The organism is Paraglaciecola sp. G1-13 (assembly GCF_055809255.1).
In genome coordinates this window covers 2388082-2411281 of the sequence record NZ_CM147903.1, presented here as the reverse complement: position 1 = coordinate 2411281, position 23200 = coordinate 2388082, and the positions used below count along the sequence as shown (strand labels likewise).

Genomic DNA, 23200 nt, shown 5'->3' with positions numbered 1-23200 from the left:
TTATCTGGATGTTCTCTACCTGGTCGCTCTTAGCAGCATTATTCTTGTGTCCTGCTTCACTGAGTAATAAGCACGGTTTGCGCATCATTGAATTGTTCAGTGCTTGATATGATTACCTGTTGATCAGCGGTCAGACCCGACAATACTTCGACATTGGATAAACTGCGTACGCCAGTGACAATATTGGTACGTTTGGCTAAGTTACCTTCCACGACATAGGCAATGCGTCCTGAACCACTTTCTAAAAATTGACCGCGAGATAGCATCAATACATTAGGACGTTTGTCCATCAGAATACGCGTGGTTAAGCGTTGATTTTGGCGTAAGCCCTGGGGTTGAATTAAATCATTGCCTTGAGCGTCTTTATTGGCAAAGCGGACCCTTCCGGTAACTTGGTTATTTTCGATTTCTGGGGAAATAGTGACTAATGTGGCAAGGTGCTCATCACCGTTGATATTGACAATCGCTGACATGTTTATCGCTAAGTCATCGGCGTAACTTTCTGGAATATCCACTTCGAGTTCGAACTCAGATAAGTCAACCACACTTAAAATCGCTTGATTCTTTGCTACCTGATTTTTTTGCTGGGCCGCTAAATTGCCTACAATGCCGCTAACAGGTGAGCGCACGTCAAGTGTGTCGACTTTCCTAGCCAAGTCGCTGACTAACAACGCTTGGCGCTTTACTAATAGCTGTTTTGATTGCACTTCAAACGCCAAGCTCTCTTTGCTCAAAGCGGCATCTTGCTTGGCATGTTGAAACACAAGCTTGGCATTTTCGAGCTCATCTTGGGCCTTTTCGAAATCTATTTGGCTAATAGATTGGGTGCCAAAGGCTTTATCGGCTCGACGCTTTTCACGGCCAGCCGCGACAAGGGCAACATTGGCTAAGTCCACCGCTTTTTGATTTTCCAGTGCTTGCTTTTTAGCTTGAATTCGCTGGCGGTCAAGCTCCATTTTGAGCTTTTGTAGGCTTGATTCCTCTTGTTGTAACTCGTTAGTTAATTCTGGACTATCGACACTGGCGACAACTTGCCCCTTGGTGACAGAATCCCCTGCATCTACCAATAGGTTTATCGTGCCTTGTGCTGGGCTATACAAACGCGGGCTAACTGCTGCTACAACCCGCCCCTGAACGGATAAATCACGCACTAAATCACCCCTAACAACTTTGCCTAGGTGAATGCGTTTGGCGGAAATACTGGTGTCGGATGATTGCCAACTGTTTACTGCTGGGGCAACCGCCCAATATAGAATGAGTACGCAGATAACGCTCAACACCGCTATCCACCGTGCATTAGATGACTTCTTTTTTTGAATTATTGTGTCTTGAGCGCTGGTATCTGAAATACCATCATTTTTTGCGCGCCCAGTGTTTGGCGTGTTCATGCTTATCCCTGTTTTTTGCCTTAATCATTGGGTAAGTCGAAGGGAAGGGGAGAAAGGTTTAAATTTGGCGATAATTAATTTAACGAGGCGCTGCACGCTCATCGTTATTTGCTACATTCCTTTTTGACCAGTGCGGTGAATACCTCACAATTAAGCGTCGCCACTAATACGCAGCAAATAACAGTAAACTGTATGGCTGTAAGCGTCTAAAAAATAGTGTGGACACGCCTGAAAGAATGTTAATAGGCATATAAAAAAGCCAGCACTGTGATGCTGGCTCATAATGGGATACGCGTATTACAGACTACGCGTCGCAGATGCGATTTATTTTGCACCGGCGCTTCTTAACAACGAAGGTTCTCTACAACGAAAGTTCTCTACAACGAAACTTTTTCGTGCTCGCCCATTTTTTCTGGTTGCACTTTGCCACCAAAAGTGAGGCTTATCATCGCTTTAAAATCAGGATCAGCGTGCCAGACCTCAGCTTCATTTAATTCAAAACGCAGCATTTTAAGGCTAGGGTCGTCTTTACCGTCTTTGTACCATGCTGCAACCTGCTTAGACCAATACTTGTCTATGATCTTAGGATCGGTTTCTTCTACCAAAGTGCCGGATATGCAAGCAAAGACCTTGTGATCTTTACTGACGAACTGTGCCATGGCACTGCCACCTGCAGCACTACGATTGGTTTTGGTGGTATAGAACCAAAAAGCACTATCGGCGTCTTTATCTAATTGGGCGTGCATGGGCTCTTGATGAGCATCTGAATCCGTAAGGCCAAGCATGACGATGGGGCTATCAGCCATGGCTTTCCACATTTTTTCGCGAATATCGTTAGACATTGTGTTCTCCTATTAGCAGTGGCGACACCTTATAATGCTCATGAAGAACATCTGTGCCCCACTTTGAGTAAAGATACTTAACGTTGAAACTACTAAAGCATGGACTGTACCAGACGAGATAAAATCAGACGTCTGCTGCTGAACCTCAATTCACAAGCGGTGTGCAAAGGATGCGTTGCTCTTTAAAGCCAATACCATATACAGATCAGTGGGAAACAAATTTAAGAGAGGGAAGAAAATTATTCATGCTTGGTATAATTGTTACCGAGTCGCACCATTGATAGCCCTGGTGCGTTTATTCTTTTGAGTCGTTAATTTGTCTTTCTTTGCTCTGCGTCGAGTAAAATACAAATAAATGCCTGAGCCCACAAAAAATAACGGTAGCAGGCTCAATATTAGCCATATGAATTTGATCGGTAGGGCAATAAAGTCGCCAATGTGAAAGGCGTATTTAAAGTTCCATACCCGAGTTGCTAAAGAGGTATCACTTGCATCAAAGCTCTCGATAGCGTGCCCCGTCGAGACATTTGACCAACTGTAGCTATATGCATGACTTTCATTTGGCATACGTATTCGAAGTTTCAGTGGGGCATTTCGCGTTTGTGGTAAATACACACGATACAGCCAGCCACCCGGCAGTTCAGCCTGAGCAGATTTAACCGCTGCATCAAGTTGATATTGCTCATTGCTTGACTTATTCCACAAGTTTCGCTGAGAAAAGGTTCGATTATCGCTCAGTACTTTCATTGGTCGCGGGGTTTGAACTGACGAAAATGTCAATGTTTCTACGATTGCCTGAGTTTCATTTTTAAAGTAAAAAGCGAGGCCACTGAATCCAATTAAAAACAGAGGGAGCAAACTATAAACCCCCAACACATTGTGTAATTGCATAAAGCGGATTTTGTTTTTCGCTTTCCATTTCACGTTAAGGCGTTTTAAGCGGTTCTTGGGGCGAACCCACAAGTAAAAGCCGAGTAGCAATTCGCCACACAAAATTAATGTCGCAATAGGGGGTAATAAGGCAAATGGCCGAGCATCATCTGCGGTGTATAGTAACCATCGGTGCCAGGCCATGGTAAAGCCATAAAACGTTTCATCATATTGGTAATGTAACAGGACATTGGCGTTGTATTGGTTAATGCTCACATAACTTTTATCAGCGAGGCGAACTTGCCACGCCCTAAAAGGAGATTTGTCTTGTTCAATAAAAACGATCGGTGATTGAGTCGTTTGATAGACCTGTTCGGCTAGTTGGCTAACAGGTAATGGGATGGGCAGTACATCGGCGATTTGAATGGGCTGTACAGACCAATACTGAGGGTTTAGCCACGCCTGAATATCTTTAGCAAAGACTAAAAATGCACCTGTCACGCTTAAGTTAACGATAAAAATAGCGCTGACTAACGCCAGTATAAGGTGTACTCGTCTTAACCAGGTTTTCAAATTAGTCCTTCAAAGTATGAATACTAGCTGCACATGTGTTGCCCATTGCATCAGGTTACGTGATGCAATGGGCGCGACCATGGGGTGCGTTAAAATTGGTAAGTCGCGCCAAAGTTAACGGTCATTCCTAAGCCTTTGTGGTTATATCCGTCGTAGGTATAGACTTGTGAGCGAGCAGGGTAGTAATCATTGTTCAACAGATTCTCAATGCCCATAAATACTTGCCATTGATTACCTAAATCATAACTGCCGTTAATATTGATCAACTGGTAACTATCAACCGGCCCCTGATCGCCAATATATTCGCCATCAACTTGACCAAAGCGTTTTCGTGAACCTACGTATAAGTAATTTAGTGCCAGGCGAGCACCATCAACGGGTTGCCAATTTACATTAAAGGTGCCTTTTGGAGCACCAATATCTTTACCTCCTAAATACACATCTAATTCAGTATTTTTACCTTCAACCCAAGAGTAAGTCGCTGACAGGTCTAAATTGGACTGCACTTTATAAGTGGCCAACGCTTCGTAGCCATATATTTCTTGTGGGGCACGAACGGGTAAATATACCCCGGTCTCAGCATCATAAGAATTCGTCGTGCCTAACTCTGACGTACTGCGATAGGCGGAAAACTCGACGCGTAGGGCGTCGATTTCAGACGTAAAACCGAGTTCGTAGTTATCAATAATTGAGGCTTGGGTACGAATAAGGGCGATGTCTGTGACGGTTGCAGTGCGCAGCAGGCGGCCGGTATCTGAGATGTCTGCGCCCTGCGAATAACTGATAAAGGGTCTAAATGCATCACTTAAGTTATAGCGAATGGCTGCATTGTAGGTAGTGGCTTTGTAATTGAGGGTATCACCGACGACGTCAAAGGCGACTGAGCATTGGTCGGCCGTGCGGCACAAGCGAAGGGTGCTAAAATCAGCCACTTTTAAATCAATGTTTTCATGACGAACGCCGGCTTTGACAATAATGTCATCATTTACAATCCATTTGCCTTGCACGAACCCAGCGATGTTTTCCATATCCATTTCAGGCACCCATACACGGCCGTCGACTAATGGCTGTGAGGTAACATCGTTTAATGCGTCGATGCCGTAAATTAACGTGGTATCAATGTCCTGCAAGGTAAACTGGCTGTTGAATGTGGCCCGTAGGCCTTTTTTCTCAGACTCTATAATGGATTGGCCTCCATCAAATCCTTGTTCTGGGTTGGCTAGATTTGTCGAAAAGAAGAAAACATTTTCAATCCGCTGGGTGTATGCATCAACCACTAATTGGGTTTGACTAAATATCTCGTCATCTGTGTACTTAAGCATGACATTGTGGTTTTCTGGGCCTTGAGGTTCACCGATAATAGACGAGCCGTCGGGGGATTCAATAGCATACGTTTTATCGCCTGAATTGATATTGCCAACCACATTAATCAAGTCAGTATCTTGCTTTGACTTAAAATAATTGTAGGTCAGTTGTAGCGTCTTCTCGTCATCAAACTGATAACCAAATTTAGTAAAATAATTTTGCGAATTAGTATCCGATAGCCCATAAGTTAGACCAAGAATATCGCCTTGTGCATCCCGTTGAACGCCGTTTTCTTCATAGCTTGCATTAAGTACATAGCTAAATTTATCCAGCTGCCCATTCATGCCCGCATCCACCCGACTACCTAAGGTGTCTTCGAGTTTTATCGCACTAAAACGCGAAGAAATGGTGACGTGACCGGCCATCGCTTTATCACTGGCGGCTTTTTTAGTGATGTAGTTAATAATCCCCCCAGCAGCGCCATTACCATATACCGAGGTTGCCCCTTTAATGACTTCGATACGCTCAATGGTGCTAGCATCTAAACTGCGTACTCCCAATGAACCGTTGCGTAATGGTGTGGACTGAGGCACGCCGTCAATCATGATCAAGGGGGCTCGGCCTCGTAGTGTTTGGCTTGAATTACTAGACGTGCCAGTTGATGGTGCTAGACCTGGAACAAGTGTTGATAGTAGCGACTGTAACTCACTGGTTACTTTTAACTGATCTTGAATTTGTTGCTGGGTGATGATCACGATTGATGCTGGGACTTCATCAATGCTCTCCATAATACGGCTACCCGTCACTATCATACGCTCGATAGTTGGGTTATCGTTTTGCGTGTTACTTTGAGCCTGAAGTGCTGTGCTAACTAAAACGCTGAGGATTGATAAATAGCTGATAGGTGTTAAACAGGTGTACCGCATTGAATATCCATTTAGGGTCATGAAAAAGTGCATGGATGTTAATGCTAATTATTATCATTTACAAATTAAAGTTGAACTTTTCTGTTATTCATTAACATGTGAATTTGATAGGGGGTGTGCAGAAGCCTAGCCACATATACTGTTAAATAACGAGTTAATAAGTTGGTTTCACTACTTTAACGCGGAATTGTGGCTACACGATATACGGTAAGTGTTGTATTATCTTCGCCTATTTTGCATAGAACGATAAAATATTAATGCTTAAAAACCTTAGTGTAAATCAGGCCAATGTAACGCGCCTGCAGCGTAAATCATTGATGTATGCCGGTATGTTTGGGCTCAGCGTTTCACTGCTTTTAGGAGGCTGCGCCTCAGGCCTAAGCAGTAATGGCAATACGCAAGCCTCTACCGCGCAAACTGCTACCGCGACAAGCATAGAGCACGGACAGATCATTAATGTGGTCTACTCATCAAATGACCTACAAGATGCCGTTAATAAGGTTAATGCCTTAGACGCACAATCTACGTTGCTGGTATTTGATATAGACGACACCCTGCTGACCGCGACGGAGTTTTTTGGAAGTGATAAATGGTATGACTGGCAACGAGGCCGAGCCATTAGTCCTAGCGGTAAAGTCATTGCTACCCAAGACAGCGAAAAAGTGAATTGTTTGTTCGATACCTTAGGCATGGTGTTTGAAATAGCGGTGAACAAACCTACGCAAGCTGATATGGCGACATTGGTGAACGGTGTGAGCAACGACGTGGTTATTTTAACCGCACGCTCTGGAGCCTATCGTGCGGGCACCATGCGTGAGTTAGCGCGCAACCAACTGGACTTTAGCGATAAGTCTTTAACTTCACCTGATGTTGGCTTGCATTATGACTATACCCTCGGTGGGCGTACTGCAAATGTGAGCTATGTGGACGGCGTATTTATGGTCCAAGGCATGAATAAAGGCGTAATGTTGCTTGATTTACTGGCACGCACAGGTCATGAGTATTCCTCAGTGGTATTTGTGGATGACAAGCAGCACAATATTGACAACATGGCTAATGCCCTTAAAAGTGCCGGTGTGAATTTTTATGGTTATCACTACACGCGTATAGCAAAGACGGTAACCGACGAAGAAGTGGCGCAAGCCAACGCCGCACGTGAGGCGTTAAGCGATTTGCTCAGTGCACACTTTGCTGATAGGGCAAAGCATATCAATCAGCGCCAATGCGATTATTGATTGCCAATCAATCATCTTTACACTGCCATGAGGCGTTTACTAAAAGATAAAACAAAACCGCTATGGCTCATCCCTTAGCGGTTTTTTTATTACCATTTCTAAGAGTACTAGCGTGTGCTAAAGGCGCTAAATTTTAGCTGCCAGCTCAGCACCTTGCCTGATTGCCCGCTTGGCATCTAATTCTGCTGCAACATCAGCGCCGCCAATAATATGCACAGGTACACTTAGGGATAGTAAGCCGTTGTGAAGTTCTCTTAGGGGCTCTTGACCAGCACAAACAATGACATGGTCTACGTCTAATACGCGTGGCTTACCTTGAATATTAATATGCAGCCCCGCATCATCCACTTTGACGTATTCAACTGAGTTGATCATTTGCACATTGTGGTGGGCGAGTGATGCACGGTGCACCCAGCCGGATGTTTTACCCAGTCCCGCACCAACTTTGCTCGATTTGCGTTGCAGCAAGTACACCTCCCGGTTTACTTCTGATATTTGAGGTGCTGTTAACCCTCCTGGGTGAGTCACGGTTTTGTCTATTCCCCAATGCGCTAACCACTTATCAAGGTGGATGGTCAGGGCTTCGTCTTCTACTAGAAATTCAGCTACATCAAAACCAATGCCACCGGCACCTATAATGGCTACTTTTTGCCCGACCGGTTTGTGATCTCTTAGCACCTCAATGTAGCTCATGACTTTTTCGTGGTCACTGCCTTCAATATCCCAATGCCTAGGCTTAATGCCGGTCGCCATGACGATTTCGTCAAATTTCTGCTCAGCCAGCAGCCCTGCATTTACCACGGTTCTTAGATGTAAGGTCACTCCGTATACCTCAATCATGCGGGCGTAATAGCGCAAGGTTTCGTAAAACTCCTCTTTGCCTGGGATTTGCTTGGCGTAATTAAATTGCCCTCCAATTTCAGATGCTTGATCATATAAGTGCACATCATGGCCGCGCTGTGCAGCATAGGTTGCAAACGCCAAACCTGCAGGGCCTGCTCCAATGACCGCCAGTTTTTTTGGGACTGAGACTGTTTTGAAAATAAGTTCAGTTTCATAACACGCTTGTGGGTTGACTAAGCAACTGGCTCGCTTTTGAGCAAAGGCATGATCCAAACAGGCTTGATTGCAGGCAATACAGGTATTGATTTGGTCTGATTCGTCGCGCATGGCCTTGGCGACAAACTGTGAGTCTGCCAAGAAGGGGCGCGCCATCGACACCATATCGGCTTGGCCCTCAGCTAATATTTTTTCGCCGATCTGAGGAGTATTAATGCGGTTGGTGGTGATAAGCGGAAGCGAAACCTCAGCTTTCATCTTTTGCGTTATCCAGCTAAATGCTGCCCGGGGAACGGACGTAACTATGGTAGGTACTCGCGCTTCATGCCAGCCAATCCCTGTGTTGATAAGTGTTGCACCAGCTTGTTCAATGGCTTTAGCTAGGTAAACCACCTCGCTCCATGGTGCACCGCCCTCTACTAAGTCCAGCATGGATAAGCGATAGATGATGATAAAATCGCTACCGACTTTTTGCCGTGTTTGGGTGACTATTTCAACGGCTAGGCGGGCTCTGTTTTCTACGCTACCGCCCCATTCATCGTCCCGTTGATTGGTACGCTCGCAGAAGAACTGGTTTATCAGGTAGCCTTCAGAGCCCATTATTTCCACACCATCGTACCCGGCGACTTGGGCGTAACTTGCACAGGCCACATAATCGGCAATGGTGCGTTTAACTGCACGTGAGGTGAGTGCCTTGGGTTTAAATGGCGCAATAGGCGCTTTAATTGCTGACGCAGAGACATTAAACGGATGGTAACCGTAGCGACCTGAGTGCAAAATTTGCATGCAAATTTTGCCTCCTTCATGATGCACCGCATCTGTAATGATTTTATGTTTTTTGGCGTGGCGCAAACTGCTCATGCGTCCAGCAAACGGGGCTACCCATCCGGCAATGTTAGGGCTTATGCCGCCGGTAACGATTAAGCCGACACCGCCTCTGGCACGCTCTGCATAAAAAGCGGCTAACTTATCGAAACCCCCTTTTTCTTCCTCTAAGCCCAAGTGCATTGAGCCCATCAGCGTGCGGTTTTTTAATGTGGTAAAACCTAAGTCCAATGGGCTGAGCAAATACGGAAAAGCAGAAGCGCTCTGTTCCTGTGTTCCAGCGTGGTTTTCTGTTTCAGGTGTTACTGTCTGTGCTGTCATGGTTAGGCCTTTTTATTTTTTATCTAAGAGTAAGGCCCACAGCACACCAGTGCAAGTGAGGGAATAACTGCTAAGCATGAATAGGCATATTGACAGCACGTCGAAAAATGCGGCACATTCACGCTACGACTTGGGAATATTGGGAAGCACACATATTAATGAACACTAAAACGATTGCAGCATTACAACTTGGCTCATCTGCCTTAGGCACGAGCGACACGCTAAAGCGGATATTGGGCTTTAAAGACGCCATTATTGATAGCCAGTGTGATGTATTGGTGATGCCTGAAGCCCTTTTAGGGGGATACCCAAAAGGCTCGGATTTTGGCACCCGTGTGGGTTATCGCACCGAACAAGGGCGTGAACAGTACATGGCTTATTTTAAGCAAGCGGTTGAAATAGATGGCCCTGAGGTGCAAGCCTTAATCGAATTAGCGCGTGAATGTAATACTGCAGTGGTGATTGGCATTATTGAACGGGGCGGCAGTACTTTATATTGCACCGCGTTATTTATCACTCAAGCGGGGGAGGTGCATAAGCATCGAAAACTGATGCCAACTGCCAGCGAACGCCTAATATGGGGCCAGGGCGATGGCTCGACGATCCCTATTGTGGAGACCTCGGCAGGGCGTGTGGGGGCTGCCATTTGCTGGGAAAATTACATGCCGTTACTTCGCAGCACTATGTACGCCAAGGGTATGGATATTTGGTGCGCACCTACCGTGGACGACCGAGATATTTGGCAGGCAAGTATGCGCCACATTGCCTACGAAGGACGAAATTTTCTGGTCAGCGCCTGCCAATATCAAGGGCCACCTAAACCGGGCGAAATGCTCGATCAGGCATGGCCAGCGGATAAGCCATTAATTCGTGGTGGCAGTATGATCGTATCGCCAATGGGCGAAATACTCGCTGGGCCATTGTATAACGAAGAAGGCTTGATCAGCGCTGAAATCGACTTAGATGACATTATTAAGGCGCGTTACGATTTAGACCCTGCTGGGCATTACTCGCGCCCTGATGTGTTTAAACTGACTGTGGATGAGCGGCCAAGACCGCCGTTTGAAGTAGAACAATAATTTAATGGCTAAAATCAGTATGCGCTTTATTGTTACGGGCCTCTAATTGTGATGCGGTAAGAAGACCAGCTTATTCACAAAAGGTTGTATTTGGGAAGAGGGGATCGCAGATGATCCCGCCCCATTGATAGGCTTTTTGACCGTCAATTTCAATTTGAAACCAAGGGTAGCCATTAAGCATGACATCAGTTTGTGATAGCACTTTGATAGGTTGTCGCTCTCTTGCTGAGCCTAAACGCGTTGCGCTGGTACTTGGTGTTTGGCGATAGTTACCCCCCCAAGAAAAAGCACTCTCGGTGCGAGACAATGCGATGAGTGAATTGATCCTTTTTCGGTAAACTCGCTTTATACAATCAAAACTGAAATGACACGCCTTGCGTTGTGAAAGCCACTGGGTTTGGCTGCGCTGAATTTCAAGTTTCTTTGCCGGCTGAGCTTGATTGTTAGCGATGGCGACTTTGTACCGTTTGCTGAGTTGTTCATCTAACGTTGACAGCTCTACACTTCCGCATACTATTTTTTCGTCAGTTTGGGCCGCCTTTTGGCAATTAAAACTAGCTGAAAACGCATTGCTAGCCATCATTACAAGGATTGTTGCGCAGCCTAATTTCAAAGCGAGTAGTGTAAATATTTTGCTAAAAGTGGACTCTTGCAGCTGGCTTAAGCCATTTTTGTTATTCATGTATTGACCTTATTACGCCCTGTATTTCGCGCGCTATTTTCAACAAGCTGTATTTCACATGCTATATGTCGCGATAAAAAAAACTGTTCATTAGGACAGCCATCTTACCAGCAGCCATGCTACCAGTAAAAATTGACGTTAAAATGACAAGGGATAAAAACGCCCATGCTCCATGTCATGTAGACTGGGGATTAGCCTTACGTGGCTATAAGAGCTGTGTTTGGTTTCTCTGGCTTAAACACGTTTGTTTTGCTTATTGGGTGTAAATCATCCGCTTTAAGCAATTCGGTTTACATCATTCAGTTTAACCAATTTGGTTTACACCAGTTGGCTTGGATAGCTTTAAAGACCATATATATCAAACCTTAGAGTCAAGCATTGTGACTTCAGGAGGCGAGCTTGATAAGCCAATCGTCAATTCGATGTCAGGCAGCAAAGCTATGAAGGGGAGCGCTGCGGATCATCTTAATTGGCTGTCTTTACTGCCGCGGCGATTAATAGAGGAGGTAACACTTGCGTGCTTTTCTATCTCTGTTTGGCAATTGATACACAACTGAACCCCGGGTAATGCGACGCGTCTGCGCTCAGGAATAGGTTCATCACATTCTTCACAGAATTCAGCACTTTCGCCTTTCAACATCTGACTCTTTGCGCGGGCTACCGCTTCTTCAACGCTCGCGTCTATCTGGTCTTGTACTGCACCGTCTTTTGCCCAACCACCAGCCATTTTACCTCCCGTTTACTTTTTGCACTCTTTGTCGTGTTTATAATGCGCGAGTTTCGATTTTTGATTTTCTATTCGCAATCCGCAATCCGCAATCCGCAATCCTCTGTCTTCCAGGCGTTTAGTTCTCTGTCATTCTATTTATGCGGTGCTAACGCCAACAGCAGCAACTCACTTCTAGATTCAAAGTAGCAAGGAAAATACCGGATTTAGCATTTGGGGCTTAGCGTCCTAGAATAAAGGTTTCCAGCCAATGACAGCGCTAAATGATGTGCAAAAGCTTTGGTCTCTTTGGTTGCCTTTGAGTACCTACTACACCTGATAGGGAACATTTTTCATACTTCATTCAACGAAGTGCGCCAAACAAAGTGTGCCAATAGAGTGCGCCAATAGAGTGTTCCAATAGCGTACGCCAATAAAGTAAATCAAAAAAATGCGTCAATAAAGTACATCAATTATCAAAGCCCTGAAGCTATCTCTGAGCAGCCCACCAACAAAACAAGATGCAACGTTGTCGATTTACACCACATAGCTGCCCATCGGATAGCGCTAACACTGCTGAGTACGAGCAGTCAGCACGGCGTTTAAGCGACTACTTAAAAGTGTGACAAAGCTTGTCAAACGGGAACCTTTGGCCTAGCCGCTGTCTTTTTAGTAGATGAAAAACTTGTAAATTGAGCACTATGCATTTTGACCCTGTTTTACCCGCAGTAGTGGGAACCACTTTGATTGGACTATTTCTTTCACTTGCCTTTAGGTATTTCAAACTCCCTCTTGTTTTGGCTTATATAATGACGGGGCTGATTGTTGGCCCCCAATGTTTAGGCCTAATTAACGACATTAATGTGATTGAGACCATGGGCTCGTTCGGCGTCATACTGCTGCTTTTTTTCATCGGTATGGAGGTGAGCCCTGATAAGTTACGGCGTAGTTGGCGGGTGTCTATTGGCAGCACAGGGTTACAAATTGTTCTGTGTGTGGCATGCGTGTACTTGGTCGGTAGTCTGCTTGATTGGTCGCTGCAGCGTATCGTGTTATTGGGCTTTGTGCTGAGTTTGAGTAGTACGGCTGTGGTGCTTAAATTGATGCAAGACAGCAACGAGTTGCATAGTGAGCAAGGTCAGCATGTGTTAGGCGTGTTACTGGTGCAAGATTTGGCTGTGATCCCCATGGTCATTGTGATTGGCATGATGGATGAAACCGGGGTGCAGTCCGATGTGATCGCCATGCAGGTTGGGGCGGGCATAGGTGTGTTGTTACTAGTACGTTGGTTGCTAAATCAAGAATACATTGAATTCACGTGGTTGAATAAGCTTAAGGTGAACCACGAACTTCAAGTTTTTGGCGCGCTTTTATGTTGTTTTGGCTTAGCCTTGTTGTCTGGGTTGATGCATTTATCGACTGCACTAGGTGCCTTTGTTGGCGGCATGCTGGTGGCGAAAATGAAAGATTCGATGTGGATCAGAAGCAGCTTACAAGCCTTTCATGTGGTGTTTATTGCGTTATTTTTTATGTCTATCGGCATGTTGCTAAACGTGCAGTTTATCGTGCAAAACAGTACCTTATTAATCTCATTGCTGCTCATGGTGCTGGTGGGTAATACCTTGATAGCGACCTTCACACTGCGCTTGTTACACGTCAGTTGGACAAAAAGCCTTTATGCTGCGGCGATGCTTGCTCAAGTCGGGGAGTTCAGCTTTATCTTGGCTACGCTTGGCCGCCAATCAAAGCTTATCAGTGATTATGGTTACCATGTGACCGTGGCAGTGATAGCCCTGAGTTTATTTGCCAGTCCGTTTTGGGTGGCTTTGGCACGTAGGGTATTGCCGTCACTGCCTAGAGCAGTTGAGCCGGGAGGTGAAGAGTAGAAAGCGACAGAGTCAAAAGCAATAGACTGTAATACAGCAGCGCGAAACGCGGCGGTATTGAATATGACGGCGCATAGCAAGCTTAATGCGCTGACAATTTGTTGTCGTTATGCTGCTGACGAATTAATAAGCGCCAACACAACCATTAGCAATACGCCTGCAAATTTGTCGTGCAAGTTACCGTAATTAAAGGATAAACTAAGCTTACTTGGCATATTGACGCCGAATTTTTAGTGCACAAGATGAGTATTTGCATTTCATGAGTCATAAATTTACATCTTACCTGTTGATCGTATTGCTGCTTGCCATGCAATCTTTTGGTGTGAATGGAATGACATGTATCAGCATGCAAATGGGCGCTGATGATGCTTCCATGCCGCGCTCGCATACTCAAAATCAAACGCTAAATACCGCCCAAAGTGATGACGATGCGCCGTGTTTGATGCAGGCGTCGCACACGCTCGCTAAGTCAGGTATCGCCAGCGACCACCAGGCTCAGGCCAGTGATATGCAAATGGCGTGCTGCGACGAAGACACTGCCGATTCTTGCCATTGTCCCGAAAGTGCTTGCGGTGCAGGGGTGATAATTGCCTCTACTACTGATATGACTTTCTTTCGCTCAGACGACAAAATCATCAGTGTTTTGTTCTCTACCGCGAACCCCTTCCAATCTAGAGCAAAACGCCCTCCTATAAGCGGTTAACACAATCTAATTGGGCTTAAATTTGCCCAAATATTGTTTTAATCGAGAAAGCGAGGTGAATGACTCACTCTTTCTCTTCGAAATAACGCAAGCGATGTGAAACTGACTATGCGCCCTGTGCTATGCACCTCTTACCGTGTAAAGAACGCAGAATGTAACGCTCAGAATAAAGAGCGCAGAATATAACGCTCAGAATAAAGCGCTCAGATCGCATCGCTTAAAAATGTTTGTCGAGACACATCATGACGTTGACTATTTTAGTGCACCCTCTACGTATCAAAATATTGGGTCAAGTCAAAAACAAAGTGCTGCTTACAGCTTGCTTGCTGTTATCCCTAGTATTTGCATCATCAATGAGTTGGGGAATGTCTTTATCCCAAGCCATTTTACAAGCTCAGCAGCAAGACCCATGGTTAGACGGTAGCCAACAAAAAGAATACGCGTTGCGTGCTCAAGGGCTGGCCAGTGATTCTTTACCTAATCCTGAACTGTCATTTGGTTTATTGAACGTACCTAGCGACGGCTTTGCGCTAGATCAAGAGCCCATGACCCAGTTTAAGGTGGGGGTGAAGCAATCGTTCACCCGTGGTCAAAGTCGCCGTATTAGCCGCCAGCGTTACCAACAACTTGCTGCTGTTCAACCTTTTCTGCGTGACGATCGTTTGAAGCAAGTCGCATTAACCGTGACGCTGATGTGGTTAGACTTATACCAAGCAAATCAAGAGATTGCATTGGCTCTGCAGTTGCGAGAGACATTGCAGCAACTGATTGATATTAGTAAAGCGAATTACGCGACCACGTTTGCCAGTCGCCGTAACAGAGCCACCCAAAATGACGTGCTGATGGCGCAACTCACCTTGGCCAAAGTGGACGACAGAATTGTTGAAATCAATAGCAGCAAACGTTCAACACAAGCCAAGTTGTGCCAATGGTTAGCTCGGGAAGATGGATATGATGACAAACCCACTATTGCCCATGACGAAGTGCGGCCGTCGTCGCAGCTACAAGCCTGTCATTTAAATGAAGATGCTGGTCAGCACTTGCCATTATTTGCTGCTGTACCTCGCTTTGTTGAACAAGAGCCCATTAGCGCACAAGCGACGCTGAACACATTACAGGCACTTGTATCGCAACACCCCCGTGCTAAAGCAGCACAGCAATCTATTAGCGCTAGCGAAGGGGACGTTAAGTTAGCAGCAGCACAATATGCTCCGCTGTGGGGGGTAAATCTAGGTTACGCCTATCGGCAAGACGACGCCTTCAATCAACGTCGCGCCGATTTTTGGTCAGTAAGTGTGAGCATGGACATGCCGCTTTTTTCTCGTGCTAAACAAGATAATGCTTTGGCTGCAGCACATCATCAAAAAGAAGCGATGCGAACAGAGTATCGCTTGGTTATGCGTGAAATGGTGGGGCAATTAAATGACTTAGCTGTGCAATACCGCCAATACCAAAAGCGTGTAGCGCATTACGAGGGGGTTATTCTGCCGAATATTGCTGAGCAAAAAGAGGTTAGCGTGGCGAATTTAAGCCACGACTACGGGAGTTTAGCACTGGCATCAGAGGTATTGATCACAGCTAACGAGGCGGAGTTTGAACGTCTTGCCTTAGTGGTAAAGCAGCAAAAAGTGCGCGCTAAAATTAACTACTTTCTACCTGGGCAGTCACTGCTGTCTTCGCATTATCAGGAAAATCGCCCATGAAACCCTTTTTCAGTGTCACCATTTCGTTTGTTGTCGGTGCAGTTATTGCCCTTGTTATTTACTCACAGTTAAACGAGCAAGCATCGAATACGGGTATGAGTCACTCAAGTGACGCCGCCCAAACGCAACTTAAAAAAACGCCTTTGTATTGGGTGGCGCCAATGGATGCAAATTTCCGCCGTGATGAACCGGGTAAATCCCCCATGGGCATGGATCTTATTCCGTTTTATGGTGCTGGCGATGATGGCAGTGGCACTTCGCAAAGTGAGCAGGCAGGACGGGTAAAAGTGTCACCCAATGTGATGAACAATTTAGGTGTACGTACAGACTTTGCGCGCAATGCCCCCCTTGAAAACACTATTCAAACAGTGGGATACGTGGGCTATAACGAAGACAAAATTGTGCATATGCACCCAAGAGTTGAGGGTTGGGTTGATGCCTTGTATGTCAGCACCGCAGGTGAAGCTGTTACCAAAGGGCAAAAAGTATACGGCATCTATTCACCCCAGTTGGTCAGTGCTCAGGAGGAGTATTTACTAGCGAAAAAAGGTAAGAGCCACGCTTTGATAAAAGCAGCGCGTTTACGGTTGCAGTCATTACACATGCCACAAGAAGCATTAGTCCAACTTGATAGTAGCAATGAAGTAATGCAAAGCGTGACGTTTTACGCGCCTCAATCTGGGGTGCTGGAACACCTTAAAATACGCCACGGGTTTTATGTAGAGCCGGGTACAACCTTGATGTCGATTGCCAGTTTGGATGAGGTCTGGGTAGAAGCTGAAGTCTTCGAGCAACAAGTTGACTTGCTCGAAGAAGGGCTTGGGGTGACGATGAGCGTGGGGTACTTACCAGGGCGACGGTGGCAAGGAAAATTGGATTATATTTATCCGTCGTTAGATGAAACAACCCGGGCTTTACGTGTGCGTCTTCGTTTCGAAAATCCCGATCGCCTGCTAAAGCCAAATATGTTCGCAAATATTACGATCAAGGCAAACTCAAGCCTGCCCGTGGTACTTGTGCCGCGCAGCGCCGTTATTCGAACGGGTGTTCAGGATCGCGTGGTACTCGCTTTAGGAGATGGTTATTTTAAATCTATAGAGGTTAAGCTTGGGCGCATGAACAGGGACTTCATCGAAATACTAAGTGGCATTCAAGCGGGAGACGAGGTGGTAGTTTCGGCGCAGTTTTTATTGGATTCACAGAGCAGTATTTCGTCAGATTTTAAGCGTTATGAGCACCATGGTGCGCCAAACATGCAAGGCATGGCTGATACGCAAGACATGCCTGATATGGATACCCACTTTGGTGCGAACAAGCCAAATATTCAACGAGCAAGTGTTCGCGGTGTCATTAATAGCGTTGATGTGTCTACTAGGCAGGTAAATATCAGTCGCGCCGGGATTGAAAAATGGAATCGCGGGCCTGCGACGATGAACTTTGTGCTGGGTCGTGAGCTTGAATACGCCCAAATTAATAGGCTGCAAGAAACCAAGTCGATTCAATTTACCTTCGAAATACGTGACGGTGACTTTGTGATCACTAAGCTCTCATTCGCCGATGAGGAAACACCATGATTGTGCATGTCATTCGTTGGTCCGTGAACAATCGGCTATTAGTGCTGCTGTTAACAGGGATGATGGTTGGTATGGGGCTTTTTAGTCTCAAGCATACGCCTGTGGATGCGATCCCTGATTTATCTGACGTGCAGGTTATTATTAAAACCAGCTATCCCGGTCAAACTCCACAAGTAGTGGAAGACCAAGTAACGTATCCGCTCACCACGGCCATGTTGTCTGTGCCTGGAGCAACAACCGTTCGTGGTTTTTCATTTTTTGGCGACTCTTACGTATACGTCATTTTTAATGACGATACCGACCCATATTGGGCCCGAACGCGGGTGCTGGAATATTTGTCTCAGGTGAGCCCCAATTTGCCGTCGCAAGCCAAACCGCAATTGGGCCCTGATGCTACAGGCGTGGGCTGGGTGTATATATATGCCCTCAAGGACGAAAGCGGGCAACATGATTTAAGCGAGCTGCGGGCATTACAGGATTGGTTTTTAAAATTCGAATTGCAAACCGTACCGGGTATTTCCGAGGTCGCTGCTATTGGCGGCATGATTAAGCAGTATCAGGTGGTGGTCGACCCGAATAAACTGCGTGCTTACAATATTCCGTTAAGCTTAGTACAAACCGCGATACAGCAAGGCAATCAGGAAGTGGGGGCGTCAGTGGTTGAGATGGCCGAAGCTGAGTATTTGGTTTCAATTAATGGTTATGTGCAACAACGTGACGATCTTGCTCGCATTCCACTTGGTGTTAACAAGCAGGGAGTACCTGTGTTGTTGCGCGATGTGGCGAGTATTGCACTAGGCCCTCAGATGCGCCGGGGCATTGCCGAGCTAAACGGTGAAGGGGAAGTCGTTGGCGGTATCGCCGTTATGCGTTTTGGCGAAAATGCGCAAAAGACCATTGAAGCCTTTAAAGCAAAACTTGAGGTGCTTAAGCAAGGCTTACCTGATGGTGTAGAGGTGGTACCGGTATACGACCGCTCAGAGTTGATCAACAGCGCTGTCACGCATTTATGGTCCAAGCTGCTAGAAGAGCTGTTGATCGTGGGGCTAGTGTGCGCGTTGTTTTTGTTTCATGTTCGCTCATCTTTAGTGGCCATTGTCAGTTTACCCCTGGGGATACTCGTGGCGTTTGCGATCATGTATTGGCAGGGCATTAACGCCAACATTATGTCTCTTGGAGGAATCGCTATCGCTATAGGGGCGATGACCGATGGGGCGATAGTGATGATTGAGAACATGCATAAACATATGCAAGACACACCACTGACAGACGCCAATCGGTGGGATATTGTGGCCAAGTCTGCTTCTGAGGTCGGGCCCGCATTGTTTTTTAGCCTGTTAATTATCACCGTCAGCTTTTTACCGGTTTTCATGCTTGAAGCACAAGAAGGGCGAATGTTTGCACCGTTGGCATTTACCAAAACCTACGCGATGGCAGCCTCGGCCGGCTTAGCCATCAGTGTGGTGCCTGTGCTGATGGGGTATGTCATACGAGGAAAAGTCATAAATGAGCACAGAAACCCGATTAATCGCGGCTTGGTCGCCTTGTATATGCCCGCACTAAAAACCGTTTTGGGCTATCCAAAAACAACGTTAGTGGCAGCGGGTGTGATTACTGTGGTTGGTTTTTATCCACTTAAACACATTGGCTCTGAATTTATGCCGCCTCTGGATGAAGGGGATTTGATGTATATGCCCAGCACGTATACCGGTATTTCTATCGGCAAAGCGCGAGAAATATTACAACAAACTGACAAACTTATACGCACCGTGCCAGAGGTAAAAAACGTGTTTGGTAAAATAGGCCGCGCAGACACCGCCACTGACCCTGCGCCGTTGACCATGATTGAAACGTTCATTCAGTTCAAACCTGAAAGCGAATGGCGCGACGGCATGACGAAGGAGGATATTCGCCACGCTCTGGATGACGCATTGCAGCTTCCTGGGATCACTAACGCTTGGGTGATGCCGATTAAAACTCGCATAGATATGCTAGCGACCGGTATTAAGACCCCTGTGGGCATCAAAGTTGCCGGTGAGGACCTAGACGTCATTCAACGAATAGGGCGAGACATCGAGCGGTTATTAACGCCTATGCAAGGCTCAGCATCTGTATACGCCGAGCGGGCAGTGGGAGGGCGTTATATCAAGCTTGATATAGATAGAGAAGCCGCAGCCCGATATGGCTTGAGCATTCGCGCTATTCAACAAGATGTATCAATGGCGATAGGCGGCGTTAATGTGGGTGAGTCGGTAGAAGGCTTAGCGCGTTATCCTATCAATGTTCGCTACCCAGAGGCCTATCGAGATTCACCAGAGCAAATTAGTTTGCTACCCATTGTGACAGCAGATGGGCAGCATATAACCTTGGGTGAGGTGGCTCGGGTTTATCTCGACGATGGTCCAGGGGCAATCAAAAGTGAGAATGCTCGTCTTAATGGCTGGATATTTATCGATATCCAAGATATCGATGTCAGCCACTACGTGGAAAATGGTCAGGCATTACTTGCACAGAAGCTAGACTTACCTGCTGGCTACAGCGTCACGTGGGCCGGTCAATACGAATACATTGAGCGTGCAAAAGACAAGCTCACGTATGTCGTACCGCTGACGTTGGCGATCATCATTTTGTTGTTATATCTGAATTTCAAGCGCTTTGCCGAGGTTGCCATCATCTTAGGTACGTTACCACTGGCGATGATAGGGGGGGTGTGGCTACTGTATTTAGCGCAGTACAATCTGTCTGTGGCGGTTGGCGTCGGTTTTATCGCGCTGGCGGGGGTGGCGGTTGAAATAGGCGTCATCATGTTGGTGTATCTGAATCAGGCATATGCACAATTGCAAATAAATGCGGCTCGCGACGCCAAGCACATAACCTTAACGGATCTACGAGAGAGTGTTATCCACGGAGCGGGATTAAGAGTGCGCCCTGTCATGATGACAGTGGCAACGATAGTGATAGGTTTGCTCCCTGTGATGTATGCGAGTGGCACCGGCTCTGAGGTGATGAGTAGAATTGCTGCCCCAATGGTGGGTGGCATGGCAAGTGCTTTGATATTGAGTTTACTGGTGGTGCCGGTCGTGTATTTCTTGTGGCGCAAACAGGACCTTGAAACGTCACCACCTCGGGGCTGATTTAGTATCGAAGGGATTCACGTTGCGCCCTTGGGCAGATAGCCTAAGGGCGCGATGCTATAGCATCAAACGCTTAGCGCTTCAAAACAATGCGGTATTTCACATCCCCTGTACGCAGGTGCTCGAGTGCCTGATTTATCTCATCGAAAGAGTAGGTTTCGATAACAGGCTTAATGTCATGTAGCTTAGCGAATTCAAGCATTTTTGCGATGGTTGCGGGGCTGCCAACAGGTGAGCTTGACACGCTGCGCTGTTGTGACATTAACGAGAACACGCTGATGTTTAACGGCTCGGTAATGGCGCCAACAAAATGCAGTCGTCCTCGAGGCGCTAGGGTGCTTATATATGCTTCCCAATCCAATGTAACTGCCACGGTTGAAATAATAAGGTCGAATTCCCCTGCGGCTTGTTTGATGTCGGTTTTGTCTCGGGAATTGATAACGCGGTGAGCGCCTAATGACAGCGCTTCTTTTTGCTTGGATTCACTTGAGGTAAATGCGGTGACTTCACAGCCCCACGCGTTTAAAAACTGCAAGGCAAGGTGCCCCAAACCGCCGATTCCGATAACCGCCACCTTATCCGTGGGTTTGATATTGAACTCGCTTAAGGGGTTAAAAACCGTAATGCCGCCACAAAATAGAGGGCCAGCTGATGCGAGATCGATTCCATCAGGAATAACCACCACAGCGGTTTCTTGGGCACGAACTTTGTCGGCAAATCCGCCGTGATGACCAACGATCGTCGGTCGTGCTTTGGCGCATAAATTGTGATCCCCAGTGTCGCATTGGTGACAATGAGTGCAATAGCCAGCATGCCAGCCTAAGCCCGCAACTTGGCCGACTCTCAAGCCTTTTACCGCATCGCCGATTTGGCGAATTCTCCCCACTACTTCATGACCGCCTACTGCTGGGTATTTACTGATCCCCCATTCGTTATCAATGACGCTCAAATCACTATGGCACACGCCGCAATACATAACGTCAAGTTCGACTTCGTTCGGTTTTAGTTCGCCCGGGTCGTATTCGTAGGGGGTTAGTTCGCCTTTTGGCTCGTGTGCAGCATAGGCCTTTATCATGGTTGGTCCTTAACGGTTCATTTGAAGTTATCCCCTTATAGTGCGCTTCACAGCGCGGGGATAACAATCAAAATGTGTATCACAACCATTGATAAACGTTCGCGGTTATCAGTTATACATCCGTTTAGCTTCTTGAAAATAAGGCTAATGACCATTAGCCTCACCCACAATAAGCTCTATGGTTAACAGCGCTAAATAAGCGCTAAATTGGCGTTAAATTAGCGAGAAAGCGCTTAAGCCGCTTGGTATTCAGCTTGTTTTACATACTGGCTTACCTGATAAAGATATTGACTGATTTCAGTGTCTTTTAACCATGAAACTTTGAAGGCATTTTCCACTAAAGTAACCATCTCTTGTGCGCTAAATTGCCCTTCTTTTTGTAGCTCGATAAAGTTTTCATTTAGGTAAGCGCGAAAATATGCAGGATCATCAGAATTGATGGTAACCAGTAATTCATGTTCAAGCATTTGGCGAACCTCATTAGAGGTTAATGATTGCACCACGAATCGGTTGGAAATAGGACATACGGTTAAGCCCAGTTGCTTGTGCTTAATCTTTTCTAGCAAAGCGGGATCTTGTAGGGCATTTACGCCGTGGTCGATACGGTCAACCTGAATGTCGTCCAAGCACTGCTTAATGTGCACCAGAGTGTTGTGCTGATTGACGTCGCAATGCATCGTTAACTTTAGATCCAACGCTTTGGCATATTCGAACACTTCGACAAACTTAGCGGGTGGGTTATCGCGCTCATTAGAATCTAGCCCCACGCCCACTAACCATGGTAGATAGGGCATAGCAAGTTTAAGGTGCTCCATTGCTGACTCAGCGCTAAGCTCGCGCAAAAAGCACATAATCAGTTGACTTCTAATGCCAAGCTTTTGCTCTGCATCTAACTGCGCTTTATGAATGCCGGTAATAATGGTTTCAAAACTTACCCCACGGCATGTATGCGCTTGGGGATCAAAAAATAGCTCTGCGTAGACGATATTTTCGCTGGCTGCTTTGGTCAAGTAGTCCCAGGTAAGCTGATAAAAATCTTCTTCTTTTATCAGTACATTCATGCCCGCGTAGTAAATTTTTAAAAATGAAGGCAGGTCGTGAAAATCATACGCGGCGATGAGTTGCTCTGGGGTGTCAAACTCCAACGGAATACGGTTTTTTACAGCTAAGGCAAAACTTAGTTCAGGCTCCAGAGTGCCCTCAAGGTGTACGTGCAGCTCTGCTTTTGGCATATCCGAAATGAATTGCTGTATATCGAGTGGTTGTGTTTGCAATGGACGTGTCCTTTTTATTATTTGAATAAATAGCAAATTT

At 46.3% G+C, this 23200-nt stretch carries 16 protein-coding genes; 7 read left to right on the top strand and 9 right to left on the bottom strand.

Annotation, left to right across the window (positions count from 1 at the left end; translation table 11 throughout):
- Positions 1-56: 56 nt before the first annotated feature.
- From AC0L6N_RS10040 to AC0L6N_RS10025, 4 genes are all read right to left on the bottom strand, one after another.
- Positions 57-1388, bottom strand: a complete 1332-nt coding sequence (locus AC0L6N_RS10040) for an efflux RND transporter periplasmic adaptor subunit (RefSeq protein ID WP_473480987.1) — start codon at positions 1386-1388, stop codon at positions 57-59.
- A gap of 377 nt (positions 1389-1765) precedes the next feature.
- The gene (locus AC0L6N_RS10035; protein WP_473480986.1) at positions 1766-2230 is read right to left on the bottom strand and encodes a pyridoxamine 5'-phosphate oxidase family protein; all 465 of its coding nucleotides are present in this window, start codon (positions 2228-2230) and stop codon (positions 1766-1768) included.
- 261 nt (positions 2231-2491) lie between these two features.
- Complete coding sequence (locus tag AC0L6N_RS10030; protein ID WP_473480984.1) at positions 2492-3673, bottom strand: PepSY-associated TM helix domain-containing protein; 1182 nt, start codon at positions 3671-3673, stop codon at positions 2492-2494.
- An 89-nt stretch (positions 3674-3762) separates the two neighbouring features.
- The gene (locus tag AC0L6N_RS10025) at positions 3763-5904 is read right to left on the bottom strand and encodes a TonB-dependent receptor (RefSeq protein ID WP_473480982.1); all 2142 of its coding nucleotides are present in this window, start codon (positions 5902-5904) and stop codon (positions 3763-3765) included.
- Positions 5905-6161: 257 nt separating this feature from the next.
- Here AC0L6N_RS10025 and AC0L6N_RS10020 point away from each other — a divergent pair, with 257 nt between their 5' ends.
- The gene (locus AC0L6N_RS10020) at positions 6162-7139 is read left to right on the top strand and encodes a DUF2608 domain-containing protein (protein WP_473480980.1); all 978 of its coding nucleotides are present in this window, start codon (positions 6162-6164) and stop codon (positions 7137-7139) included.
- A 126-nt stretch (positions 7140-7265) separates the two neighbouring features.
- Here AC0L6N_RS10020 and AC0L6N_RS10015 read toward each other — a convergent pair whose 3' ends face one another.
- Complete coding sequence (locus tag AC0L6N_RS10015; protein WP_473480978.1) at positions 7266-9344, bottom strand: 2,4-dienoyl-CoA reductase FMN-binding domain-containing protein; 2079 nt, start codon at positions 9342-9344, stop codon at positions 7266-7268.
- Between the two features lie 158 nt (positions 9345-9502).
- On the opposite strand from AC0L6N_RS10015, the gene AC0L6N_RS10010 reads away from it, so the two are divergent.
- Positions 9503-10423 carry a carbon-nitrogen hydrolase family protein gene (locus AC0L6N_RS10010; RefSeq protein ID WP_473480976.1) on the top strand — a complete coding sequence of 307 codons (921 nt, stop codon included), beginning with the start codon at positions 9503-9505 and terminating at the stop codon, positions 10421-10423.
- A gap of 70 nt (positions 10424-10493) precedes the next feature.
- Here the strand turns inward: AC0L6N_RS10010 and AC0L6N_RS10005 are convergent, their stop codons facing one another.
- Both AC0L6N_RS10005 and AC0L6N_RS10000 read right to left on the bottom strand, forming a co-directional pair.
- Positions 10494-11105, bottom strand: a complete 612-nt coding sequence (locus tag AC0L6N_RS10005; RefSeq protein ID WP_473480975.1) for a lysozyme inhibitor LprI family protein — start codon at positions 11103-11105, stop codon at positions 10494-10496.
- Positions 11106-11565: 460 nt separating this feature from the next.
- The gene (locus tag AC0L6N_RS10000; protein ID WP_006990895.1) at positions 11566-11832 is read right to left on the bottom strand and encodes a DksA/TraR family C4-type zinc finger protein; all 267 of its coding nucleotides are present in this window, start codon (positions 11830-11832) and stop codon (positions 11566-11568) included.
- 680 nt (positions 11833-12512) lie between these two features.
- Here AC0L6N_RS10000 and AC0L6N_RS09995 point away from each other — a divergent pair.
- The 5 genes from AC0L6N_RS09995 (at position 12513) to AC0L6N_RS09975 (ending at position 20811) form a co-directional block, all read left to right on the top strand.
- On the top strand, positions 12513-13697 hold the full coding sequence (locus AC0L6N_RS09995) for a cation:proton antiporter (RefSeq protein WP_473480974.1): 1185 nt from the start codon (positions 12513-12515) through the stop codon (positions 13695-13697).
- Between the two features lie 259 nt (positions 13698-13956).
- Entirely contained in the window at positions 13957-14400 is a 444-nt protein-coding gene (locus tag AC0L6N_RS09990; RefSeq protein WP_473480972.1) for a hypothetical protein, read from the top strand.
- Between the two features lie 242 nt (positions 14401-14642).
- Positions 14643-16103: a TolC family protein gene (locus AC0L6N_RS09985; protein ID WP_473480970.1), complete on the top strand. Its 1461-nt coding sequence runs from the start codon at positions 14643-14645 to the stop codon at positions 16101-16103.
- Entirely contained in the window at positions 16100-17677 is a 1578-nt protein-coding gene (locus AC0L6N_RS09980; RefSeq protein WP_473480968.1) for an efflux RND transporter periplasmic adaptor subunit, read from the top strand. Before AC0L6N_RS09985 ends, AC0L6N_RS09980 begins: the two co-directional genes overlap by 4 nt.
- A complete protein-coding gene (locus AC0L6N_RS09975; RefSeq protein WP_473480967.1) occupies positions 17674-20811 on the top strand; it encodes an efflux RND transporter permease subunit in 3138 nt (1045 codons plus the stop codon). Before AC0L6N_RS09980 ends, AC0L6N_RS09975 begins: the two co-directional genes overlap by 4 nt.
- A gap of 73 nt (positions 20812-20884) precedes the next feature.
- On the opposite strand, the gene ahr is transcribed toward AC0L6N_RS09975, so the two are convergent.
- Both ahr and add read right to left on the bottom strand, forming a co-directional pair.
- Positions 20885-21886: an NADPH-dependent aldehyde reductase Ahr gene (gene ahr, locus AC0L6N_RS09970; RefSeq protein WP_473480966.1), complete on the bottom strand. Its 1002-nt coding sequence runs from the start codon at positions 21884-21886 to the stop codon at positions 20885-20887.
- 233 nt (positions 21887-22119) lie between these two features.
- Positions 22120-23160 (bottom strand): adenosine deaminase, encoded by a 1041-nt coding sequence (gene add, locus AC0L6N_RS09965; protein ID WP_473480964.1) that lies wholly within the window; start codon positions 23158-23160, stop codon positions 22120-22122.
- Positions 23161-23200: the final 40 nt, after the last annotated feature.

Coding starts and splice junctions, on each gene's coding strand:
- AC0L6N_RS10040 (WP_473480987.1), bottom strand. CDS start 1,388: ATGAACACGCCAAACACTGGGCGCGCAAAAAATGATGGTATTTCAGAT.
- AC0L6N_RS10035 (WP_473480986.1), bottom strand. CDS start 2,230: ATGTCTAACGATATTCGCGAAAAAATGTGGAAAGCCATGGCTGATAGC.
- AC0L6N_RS10025 (WP_473480982.1), bottom strand. CDS start 5,904: ATGCGGTACACCTGTTTAACACCTATCAGCTATTTATCAATCCTCAGC.
- AC0L6N_RS10020 (WP_473480980.1), top strand. CDS start 6,162: ATGCTTAAAAACCTTAGTGTAAATCAGGCCAATGTAACGCGCCTGCAG.
- AC0L6N_RS10015 (WP_473480978.1), bottom strand. CDS start 9,344: ATGACAGCACAGACAGTAACACCTGAAACAGAAAACCACGCTGGAACA.
- AC0L6N_RS10010 (WP_473480976.1), top strand. CDS start 9,503: ATGAACACTAAAACGATTGCAGCATTACAACTTGGCTCATCTGCCTTA.
- AC0L6N_RS10005 (WP_473480975.1), bottom strand. CDS start 11,105: ATGAATAACAAAAATGGCTTAAGCCAGCTGCAAGAGTCCACTTTTAGC.
- AC0L6N_RS10000 (WP_006990895.1), bottom strand. CDS start 11,832: ATGGCTGGTGGTTGGGCAAAAGACGGTGCAGTACAAGACCAGATAGAC.
- AC0L6N_RS09995 (WP_473480974.1), top strand. CDS start 12,513: ATGCATTTTGACCCTGTTTTACCCGCAGTAGTGGGAACCACTTTGATT.
- AC0L6N_RS09990 (WP_473480972.1), top strand. CDS start 13,957: ATGAGTCATAAATTTACATCTTACCTGTTGATCGTATTGCTGCTTGCC.
- AC0L6N_RS09985 (WP_473480970.1), top strand. CDS start 14,643: ATGACGTTGACTATTTTAGTGCACCCTCTACGTATCAAAATATTGGGT.
- AC0L6N_RS09980 (WP_473480968.1), top strand. CDS start 16,100: ATGAAACCCTTTTTCAGTGTCACCATTTCGTTTGTTGTCGGTGCAGTT.
- AC0L6N_RS09975 (WP_473480967.1), top strand. CDS start 17,674: ATGATTGTGCATGTCATTCGTTGGTCCGTGAACAATCGGCTATTAGTG.
- ahr (WP_473480966.1), bottom strand. CDS start 21,886: ATGATAAAGGCCTATGCTGCACACGAGCCAAAAGGCGAACTAACCCCC.